Here is a 9915-nt window from a genome sequence, read left to right as displayed (position 1 = left end):
GTAGCACCGGTTACACCCGTTGGCCCTGTGACTCCTGTTACCCCAGTAATCCCTGTTGTACCTGTGGCTCCGGTGGTTCCAGTCACCCCAGTGGCTCCCCTTGTCCCGGTGATTCCTGTTGCTCCCGTTGGTCCCGTTATCCCTGTCACTCCGGTGATTCCTGTAGGTCCGGTCGTACCTGTTACACCAGTAGCTCCAGTGGCTCCGGAAGGTCCTGTCACTCCTGTTGATCCTGTTAAACCCGTGGCTCCAGTCACCCCGGTTACTCCTGTAATCCCTGATACTCCAGTAATACCAGTTGGTCCGGTAGGTCCAGTTGCTCCTGTTGACCCTGTCACTCCTGTGACACCAGTCGGTCCCGTTATCCCCGTTACTCCATTGACTCCGGTAGCACCAGTAACTCCTGTTGAACCTGTCAATCCAGTGATTCCGGTAGTGCCAGTGACTCCGATTGGACCCGTGGGTCCCGTTGCTCCTGTTACACCAGTGATTCCAGTTACTCCTGTTGGGCCGGTCTGCCCTGTTAACCCTGTTGCTCCGGTAGGTCCTGTCAATCCTGTCGGGCCGGTTACACCCGTAGACCCAGTTACTCCGGTGACTCCCGTTAGTCCTGTTAATCCTGTCGCTCCTGTGATTCCAGTAATCCCTGTTGGTCCTATTGACCCTGTCACTCCAGTGACACCAGTAGCGCCTGTTTCTCCAGTCGAACCGGTTAATCCCGTTGGACCTGTTGGCCCGGTAGGTCCTGTCACTCCTGTGGCTCCTGTTATTCCAGGGACTCCAGTTACACCAGTAACTCCTGTGGCTCCAGTCACCCCGGTGACTCCTGTAATCCCTGATACTCCAGTAATACCAATTGGTCCGGTAGGTCCCGTGACTCCAGTTAATCCTGTAGCCCCTGTTGTTCCTGTAAAACCTGTAACTCCAGTTGACCCCGTTGCTCCGGTTGGACCGGTTACTCCAGTCGTTCCGGTTATTCCTATCGGACCAGTCTGTCCTGTTGACCCTGTGACTCCGGTGGGTCCAGTAATTCCAGTTACCCCTGTAGCCCCTGTTGCTCCGGTAGCACCGGTTACACCCGTTGGCCCTGTGACTCCTGTTACCCCAGTAATCCCTGTTGTACCTGTGGCTCCGGTGGTTCCAGTCACCCCAGTGGCTCCCGTTGCACCGGTGATTCCTGTTGCACCGGTTGACCCCGTTGCTCCGGTTGGACCGGTGGGCCCGGTTATTCCCGNGTAGCACCGGTTACACCCGTTGGCCCTGTGACTCCTGTTACCCCAGTAATCCCTGTTGTACCTGTGGCTCCGGTGGTTCCAGTCACCCCAGTGGCTCCCGTTGCACCGGTGATTCCTGTTGCACCGGTTGACCCCGTTGCTCCGGTTGGACCGGTGGGTCCGGTTATTCCCGTGGCTCCAGTCGGACCTGTTGCACCGGTGATTCCAGTCACCCCTGTGATTCCTGTCGGACCAGTCAGGCCTGTAACACCTGAAGCACCAGATGGGCCTGTGGCCCCAGTTACTCCTATCGGTCCTGTTATTCCAGTTTCTCCTCTGGCTCCTGTTATCCCTGTCACTCCAGTAGGACCGGTTGGACCGGTTATTCCTGTTACACCAGTAATCCCTGTTACCCCTGTTGCTCCTGTTGCTCCGGCAGCTGCAATTAATGTATAGTCATCAGATGTATCTGGGGTACCGATTGGTGGTGCACTGTTTACAATAAAAGTACTTCCTTCATATGTTACGACTTGACCTACTGGATAATCCGGGGCTAACATTGGATCATAAGCAACAATTCCTTCTAATCCTGCTCCGGTAGCACCTGTAATTCCTGTTGGTCCCCTTAGTCCTCTTGGACCTGTCGGGCCTCTTGGGCCTGAAATATTTCTTTTATGATCAACAGCTCGTAGTACATGTTCATCGTTACAGCATTGATTTCTCCTCTGTTTAAATTTCATTTTAACCACCTCAAAATGCAAAAACATAGACGAAAAACTATTTTTATTAATCAATATATTCTTTTCTATATGTTTGGATTGCACAAACACCCAGTTTAACTAGTCATTTGTCTGAATAAAAAAAGATACCTGCTTTAGGTATCTTTTTTGCCTATTATTACTATGATTTCACTCTTCTCCAAATCCATAGGTTTTTTCTAGGTAGCTTTTATTGTGTAAAACAGAAGGGTCCTCTGGTCTATATTCCTTTGCTTTTTCATTATGCTCATATGCTTTAACATACTTTTTAATTCGGTCATAACAAACGCATAACTGGAGGTGAGGATACCAGGTTGAATAAGCTGGGTAACTAAAACTCCATTGATTGGTATCAGGCTTTAATTCAATAGCTGCTTCATACCAATATATCGCATGATGATAATCACTCTTTTGTTGAAAATGATAGCCTATTCTACTACATGCTTCGGGTCTAGGTGTCTTTGAAAATAAAAAAGATTGAAATAAAGATTCTAACTCTTTTTCTGGATTTTCTAAATTCCGATAACAATCCGCTTTATTGATACATGCATAAAATTTATCTTCTATCCAACCTTCTTTTAATTCAATATTTTGGTCATAAGCTTTAATAGCTTCTTCCGGATGTCCATTCTCACGTAATTCATTGCCGTAATAGAAATAATCTCTCGCGGAAAAGCTATCGCCTCTTTCAATCTTCTTTTTGTAAATAGATAAGTTTCGACTGACTGCATGTTTTATTTTTTTATGTGTAACCGCCACATCTGAATTAATAATTTTTCCATAAACATTTAAATAGTTATGAACATCTCCGCCCCATTTAAAATTTTTTTCTCTTTTAACAAGACGATTCCGACGATATCGTAACGTTACATTCCCAAAACTATCCATACCAGCATTATAAAACATGGAAACAGAGTCAACGGAAGGATCTAATGATTCCTTTAATTCCTTTAGCTTCCTCTGATCTTCTTCTAATAAAACATCATCCGCATCAAGATATAATATATAATCCTTTGTAGCATATTTAAAGGATTCATTCCTAGCTGCCGCAAAATTCCCCGTCCATTCATAATAAAAAATCCTGTCGGTATATTGTTTTGCTATTTCTACCGTTTTATCGGTAGAACCTGTATCCACAATATTTATTTCATCGACAATATCCTTAACCGTATCTAATCCTCGAGCTAATACTGCCTCTTCATTTTTGACGATCATACATAAACTGATTGTAACCATCAAAACACCTCACTTTTATGATTTTAGTGGCCTAGCAGGATTTCCTACATAAATAGATTGTGGTGGTATATCTTTTGTGACAACCGCCCCCGCTCCAACCGTAGCATTTGGTCCGATTATAATATTAGGTAACAACGTTGCATGATTTCCAATTTTGGTACCTGCTTTGATTTTAGGACCTGTATGAAATCCTTTACCTGAAGCCATATATTTATCATTTGACATTGAACAACAAGGACCTATAAAAACATCACTTTCTATAACCGTATCTGCTGTTATATAAGAACCCGTTTGTATTGTCGTTCTTTCTCCAATGGTTGTATTCGGTTCGACCATTACATGCCTACCAATTATGGTATGATTCTCGATCTTGACCTGTTCCCTAATACTTACATAGTCTGCAATGAAGGCATCTTCGCCAATTGAACTCCCTTTATAAATCGTTACATTTGTACCAATTGTTACTCCTTTTTCAACAACTAAATTTTGCAGTTCCTTTTTAGGTTTTCTTGCCATTTTCTTATTTGAAGATGGTGTTTTTCCTAATAAAACAAACTCACCAATTTGAACATCATCTCCTATCACCGTTCCTTTACGGATAATACTATGCTCGCCAATAGTGACATGATTTCCAATGACAACCTCACTCTCTATAATGGAATTGTAGCCCACTTTTACTTGCTTACCTAAACGTGCTGAAGGATCAATCTTCAATATCAATCTCCTCCCATTCTTCATAGAAATTTTTAATAACAAAGTCATGAATAGATTGATTAGCCCTTACTTAATTGAGAGCGAATTTCCGCCCAATTCCTAGTCTCATTTTTAGTATTACATCCACCATCATTACTACTAAAGTATGCGTGAATGTAATGACGATACATAAAAAAACAAGAAGTGTACTTTTTTTTATAAAGTGGTGATCTGCTGTTCTGCTTTTCTAAATATTTTATTCATTATTTCATTTGATGATTAGAGGTATGGTTTGAAGATAACGTCTGGTTCTAACCGAATAAACCTTTACTATTCTGTTGTTTTAATCTACTTTTTACTCCTTCTTTTATAATCAGAGATTGGTAGATTTCATTCCTTAAACGGGGAACAAATCCCCCACAAATAGAAACTCACCATGTTTCTTATAGCTATAGGCAATAGTTAGATTTTTACAACATGTATCACTCTTTCAAACCTATTAAAATACGATATTAATGCCACTAAATTAAATAGCTTCTTTATGGTTAGGATTAAAAAGGAGAGGAAGTAATGAATGTATGTGTAATCGGTGCTGGCTATGTTGGCTTGACAACATCCGCTGTCTTAGCTGATTTAGGCAACTATGTATATTGTGTAGAAAAAGATGAGCAGAAAGTAGAAACATTAAAAAATGGGCATTGCCCAATCTTTGAACCTCAGTTAGAACCCTTAATCAAGACCCACTTAAAAAATGACAGACTCTATTTCACATCAAACTTAGCTAAAGCGATTAACGACAGCTCTATTATTTTTATTGCGGTCGGCACTCCTACTTTATCTGACGGAAGTACGAATCTTTCTTTTTTGGAGAGTGTAATAGAAGAATTATCTTCCTGTATTCACTCCTATAAAGTCATTACAACAAAAAGTACTGTTCCAATCGGTACAAATCAAAAAATAATCGATGAACTAATAAGCTTAGGAGTACCCTCTCACCTTTTTGATGTTGTTTCAAACCCTGAGTTTTTGCGAGAAGGGTCCGCCATTCAAGATATGCTTCAACCCGATAGAATCGTAATAGGTGGAAAAGGTAACGAACCGATCCACTCTATCAAGCAGCTATATGAACCTCTTAAAGCACCTTATCTAGTTACAAGTTTAGAAGGAGCAGAGATGATAAAATATGCTTCAAATGCGTTTCTGGCAACAAAAATCTCTTTTATAAATGAAATGTCCAAAATTTGCGATAGCTATAACATCGATATTGAAAAAGTAGCTGAAGGCATTGGCATGGATCCGCGAATTGGTCCACACTTTTTAGGAGCAGGATTAGGCTATGGTGGCTCTTGTTTCCCTAAGGACCTCAAAGCTCTTACTTACTTAGCTAAACAAAAACAGATCATCCCCTATCTTTTAGAAGCAACGAAAACAATTAATGATCAACAGGTTGAATTTTTTATTGAGAAATTAATGAAAACAGAGCCTGATTTAATCGATAAAAAAATCACGATATGGGGACTATCATTTAAACCTAATACAGATGACATTCGAGAATCTCAATCTATTAAAATGATTAAGCTCTTAAGTGCAAAAGGCTATCATCTCCACGTTCATGATCCAGTAGTAAATATCCCTCTTTCTAACACAACTTTTTATGAAAGCTTATATGATTCTATTGAACAGTCTGATGTTCTTATCATTGCAACCGATTGGGAGTTATATAAACAAGCTGACTGGTCACTTGTTTCAAAGAAAATGAAAGGAAATTTACTATTCGATTGTCGAAATTGTATTCTCCCAGAAACAATTTCTCATTTCGGATTACATTACTTGGGGGTGGGGAGATTATGAAAATAGTCGTAACAGGTGCAGCTGGTTTTATTGGTTCAAACCTTTGTTTGGAACTTCTTAAAAATCCTTCTGTGCATATTATTGGAGTAGATGCTTATATTGGGCCTACTACAAAAAAGCAGAAGGACGAAAACATTCAAAAACTTTTAAAACACCCCCGCTTTACTTTCAAGCAAACAAGCATTCTCGATGTTAATTGGGAGCCGATTCTAAACGGGACCGATTATATTTACCACCTTGCAGGTATCCCTGGAGTAAGATCAAGCTGGGGTGCTGAATTCCAACAATATGTAAAGCATAATATTACGGCAACACAACGACTTTTAGAAGCGTGTAAATCCGTACATTTGAAAAAATTCATTTACTCCTCAACTTCATCTGTTTATGGTGAGAAAGAAGGGAAAGTTTCAGAAAAAAGTATACCAGAGCCACTATCTCCGTATGGAATTACGAAATTAACTGGTGAACATTTATGCCATGTGTATCGAGAAAGCTTTAACATTCCAACCGTTATTCTCAGATATTTTACCGTTTATGGCCCAAAACAACGAAGTGACATGGCCTTTCATCGATTTATTAAGAGTATGTTAGACGACGAGTTCATCACCATTTACGGTGACGGCCGTCAGACACGTGATTTCACGTTCATTTCCGATTGTGTTCAAGCAACGGCAGCTGTAAAAGAAGCTAAAAATGTGATTGGAGAGACTATTAATATAGGTGGAAAGGAACGCTCATCCGTATTAGAGGTCATCACCATTCTTGAAGAGCTATTAGGAAAAAAAGCAAAAGTGAATTTTGTCAGTCAAGCAATAGGTGAGCCCAAACATACGTGGGCTGATATTTCAAAAGCTGAAAACCTTTTAGATTATACTCCTAGCACCCAACTAAGGACAGGATTAGAAAACGAAATTTTTTATATCAAAGAATTATATCAATAAAAAGTATCAAACAACAATTAGCCTGAGCTAATTGTTGTTTTTGTATTATTCTTCGTGATCATGGTCGTTGAATTCTTCTCCATCAATTTTAAATTTCACTTCAGTTTGGTCACTAAATACGATTTCAATATCAACCTCTTGAAATGTAATCTTACTTAATGCAGCAATAATGGTGTCTGTAATTTCATCTTCACTTAAATGAGGAAAATCAGATGTGGTTAAAGCACTAATATCAAAGAATTCACTCACATCAGAAATTTCTTCTTCTATTTCTGATACCTTTACGAATCTACTACTGTCATTCATATAATCAAATTCCAACTCAACCGACAAATCATCATTAAGCTCTACATCAATATTGATCTCAACTATCTCTTTTTTCAATTTCATTTACCTCCCATAAATCATTTTAATTAACACATTTATAAGGTATGTTGTAAGTCAGCATTTTGGGATAATGATTTTTAAAAAAAGCGAATCACTTTTTTAATGATGAGTATTTCTCCTATTTAATCAATGATTTTTCAAATAAAGCTTAGCTGTTGAAATATCATTAACCACGTCGTTTGTAGCTTCTTTCTTTTTATGATTGGAATGAACTTTTTCGATCATTTCTTCTAATTCACCGATCGTACTTTGAATAATTTGATTGATATTTGTATGATTTTTATCTTCAGCTTTTTTATTAATTTTCTCTAATAATGACTCAATAAGTGAATTTTTATTAGATAATTCATAAAGTAAAATGGATTTTACATTTTCCTTCGTTGACACATGATTTTTCACAATATCTCCCTCACTTTCATTCTCTATTAACTTAATTGGCTGAATCTGTGTGTCCTGTCCATGAATAGTTGAAACTAGCTCTTTCGTGAGAGGCTCTATGTTTTCATCTGAAATAGGAATATGATTATGAATTTTTCTCTCCACTTCTTTCCATACATCGAGAATATCTGAAGCAACCCTCTCCCAAGTATAGTTGGACTCTGCTAACTTCCTTCCGTACTGCCCCATATTTCTAGCTTGGGTTAGATTTGAAAAGATGTGCGTCAGCTGCTCGGTAAATTCCTGAGGATTTTCAGGGTTTTCAATAACGATTCCATTTTCATTAGGAAGGATAACCTCAGGATTTCCACCACGTGCTGTTGTAATAATTGGTAGTCCGGATGCCATTGCTTCATAATGAACTCTTGCTAATGGTTCTTGCCATTGTGAAGGACAAACAAATACATCAGCTGCTGCAAACCAATTTTGAATTTCATCCGGAGCGACAAATCCTGTATTTATAACTGGTATTGGTAAACGAGATGCCAATGCGCGAACATAGGCAACATAATCACTCACTTTATCATCACTAAACCATTTACTACCTACGATAATTAAAGCAATATCAGAGTGTCTTTTTGCTAACTCTGGCATAGCTTGAACTAAAATATCGGCACCTTTATTGGCTGAAAGTCTTCCTGCATACAAGATGACCTTTTTATTTTGCAAATTATTTTCTTCGCGGATCCTCCTTCTCATTCTCTGAGCATCCTCTGAATGAGGTGGAACAAATCTTCCAATATCGACCCCCGAATAAACCGTTTTTAATTTGTTTTCAGCCTGCGGATATAATTCAGCAATCGTTCTACCAATATAATTACTAACTGTGACAATTTGATCGAGTTGGCTGATCGTCTCCTCCGCTTCTTTAGAACTAATTTTATTGGTCGTAAACATGTCGTTATGCATACTTAAAACAAGCCTTGTTTGAGGGGCAACCTCTCTAATATACTTTACTAACCTCGGTCGATTAAAAAGATGGATGATATCGAACGAATGTGAACGTAGAAATTCCTTTACACCTTCAGCATAATTTTCAAACGTTCCACTTTTAACTCTTACATAACGAATCCCTTCAACAGACTCATCATTTTCTAAGGAGGAATCATCCCGCCCTAAAATGGTTAGTTGATGTTCTTTTGCTAATATTGACGAAACACCATCAATATAAGTTTGAATGGCTCCTCCTCTTATTGGAGGGACAGGTAGTTTTTCTGTACAAATCATGAGAATATTCATGTAGAAGTTGCTCCTCTCCATTGTTTTAACTCTTCAATTGCTGGCCATTTTGATTGATCGGATTCTACTATTCTTCTACACAGAACATCTAACTGTTCATCCATAAAAATAGAAGGCTCATAAACTAACTCTTTTACATTTTTATAAAATTCATTGGGCAACTCCATATCAATCATTAAGATATCAAAAAGAAAATCATCTATTGGGTTCGCTTCATGATAAGCATTGATCATTTCATTCATCCAATTGACATCCCAAACTCCTAAATCATCCATGGTTCCTGTTATTAACTTTCTTAAATCTCGAATCGGTATATCATATGCGACACCATCAAGGTCAATAATCCACATTCCACCTGGTCCCATTTGACCGTTAGACCAACCATAATCTTGATGAACAAGTCCCCATTCACTATCATCTCTAGTGATTAATTCTTGATAAGCAGATTGATTCAGTCTGTCGAAGGCACTTATTGCTTGAATTTCAAATTGATCAATGACGGAAAGAATAGTTGGACTGGCTGGCATTTCATTGTAAGCTTCCGCAATTTTTCTAAACCAATCCATCTTTTTTACCACTTTTTCATAAGATTTTGGCCATCTTTTAGTTCTGGTCGCTTTTTCAGATCCTTTTGGAGGAAGATATCCTTTAGAAAGTTGATGAAATTCTCCTAATGCAAAACAAAGTGACTTGGCTCCTTCTAAATCTTTTGTTACAGGATAGAGCGGTTCAATCCATTCTGCAACGAACCACAATTTCCCACCTTTCTCTACATAATTTTCTTCCGTTTTAGTCTTGATCAATGACGGCACTCTCGCTTGCTTTTCTTTTACTAAATATTCTTGTGCTCCTAAACTAAATAAACTTCTAGCGGGTGTTCGATGAAGAATTTTTAAGCTGAAAGGTCCTTTATCCGTTTCTATCTTCCAAATCAATCCTCCCTTATCTGCTTTAGTTGTAATAACGTCCATTGTATGAACGGTCATATCATAATGAGCGATCACTTCCTGGGCCATATCCACAATATATTGCGGTACGTATAAATCTGATTGTGTCATTTCGTCGACAGTCCATGGTGTAATGATTTCTTCAGACATTTTAATCCTCCCTAAATCAACAAATTGGGTTATTCACTAGTTAAGCTATTCGGTCTATGGA

General features: G+C 38.8%; 7 protein-coding genes and 1 pseudogene. 2 read left to right on the top strand and 6 right to left on the bottom strand.

Annotation, left to right across the window (positions count from 1 at the left end; translation table 11 throughout):
* The 3 genes and pseudogenes from AZF04_RS10825 to AZF04_RS10815 form a co-directional block, all read right to left on the bottom strand.
* Positions 1-1774 (bottom strand): annotated as a pseudogene (locus tag AZF04_RS10825) (beta strand repeat-containing protein); the annotation flags it as partial.
* Positions 1775-2122: 348 nt separating this feature from the next.
* Positions 2123-3208, bottom strand: coding sequence for a glycosyltransferase (locus AZF04_RS10820; RefSeq protein ID WP_061948697.1), 1086 nt, complete (start codon positions 3206-3208; stop codon positions 2123-2125).
* Between the two features lie 15 nt (positions 3209-3223).
* Entirely contained in the window at positions 3224-3922 is a 699-nt protein-coding gene (locus AZF04_RS10815; RefSeq protein WP_235599959.1) for an N-acetyltransferase, read from the bottom strand.
* 549 nt (positions 3923-4471) lie between these two features.
* On the opposite strand from AZF04_RS10815, the gene AZF04_RS10810 reads away from it, so the two are divergent.
* Together AZF04_RS10810 and AZF04_RS10805 are read left to right on the top strand one after the other, a co-directional pair.
* Positions 4472-5752, top strand: coding sequence for a UDP-glucose dehydrogenase family protein (locus tag AZF04_RS10810; RefSeq protein WP_061948696.1), 1281 nt, complete (start codon positions 4472-4474; stop codon positions 5750-5752).
* Positions 5749-6693 carry an NAD-dependent epimerase/dehydratase family protein gene (locus AZF04_RS10805; RefSeq protein WP_061948695.1) on the top strand — a complete coding sequence of 315 codons (945 nt, stop codon included), beginning with the start codon at positions 5749-5751 and terminating at the stop codon, positions 6691-6693. The genes AZF04_RS10810 and AZF04_RS10805 overlap by 4 nt, the downstream gene beginning before the upstream one ends.
* Positions 6694-6738: 45 nt before the next feature.
* Here AZF04_RS10805 and AZF04_RS10800 read toward each other — a convergent pair whose 3' ends face one another.
* The 3 genes from AZF04_RS10800 to AZF04_RS10790 all read right to left on the bottom strand — a co-directional run bounded on the left by AZF04_RS10800 (position 6739) and on the right by AZF04_RS10790 (position 9854).
* Entirely contained in the window at positions 6739-7077 is a 339-nt protein-coding gene (locus AZF04_RS10800; protein WP_061948694.1) for a hypothetical protein, read from the bottom strand.
* Between the two features lie 129 nt (positions 7078-7206).
* A complete protein-coding gene (locus AZF04_RS10795) occupies positions 7207-8757 on the bottom strand; it encodes a glycosyltransferase family 4 protein (protein ID WP_061948693.1) in 1551 nt (516 codons plus the stop codon).
* Positions 8754-9854, bottom strand: coding sequence for a CotS family spore coat protein (locus AZF04_RS10790; protein ID WP_061948692.1), 1101 nt, complete (start codon positions 9852-9854; stop codon positions 8754-8756). Before AZF04_RS10790 ends, AZF04_RS10795 begins: the two co-directional genes overlap by 4 nt.
* Between the last annotated feature and the right edge of the window lie 61 nt (positions 9855-9915).

The organism is Alkalihalobacillus trypoxylicola, from assembly GCF_001590785.1.
In the GTDB taxonomy this organism is placed as follows: Bacteria; Bacillota; Bacilli; order Bacillales; family Bacillaceae_D; genus Alkalihalobacillus; species Alkalihalobacillus trypoxylicola.
Note: the sequence above shows the minus strand (reverse complement) of the source record. Positions and strands in the feature narration are given on the sequence as shown.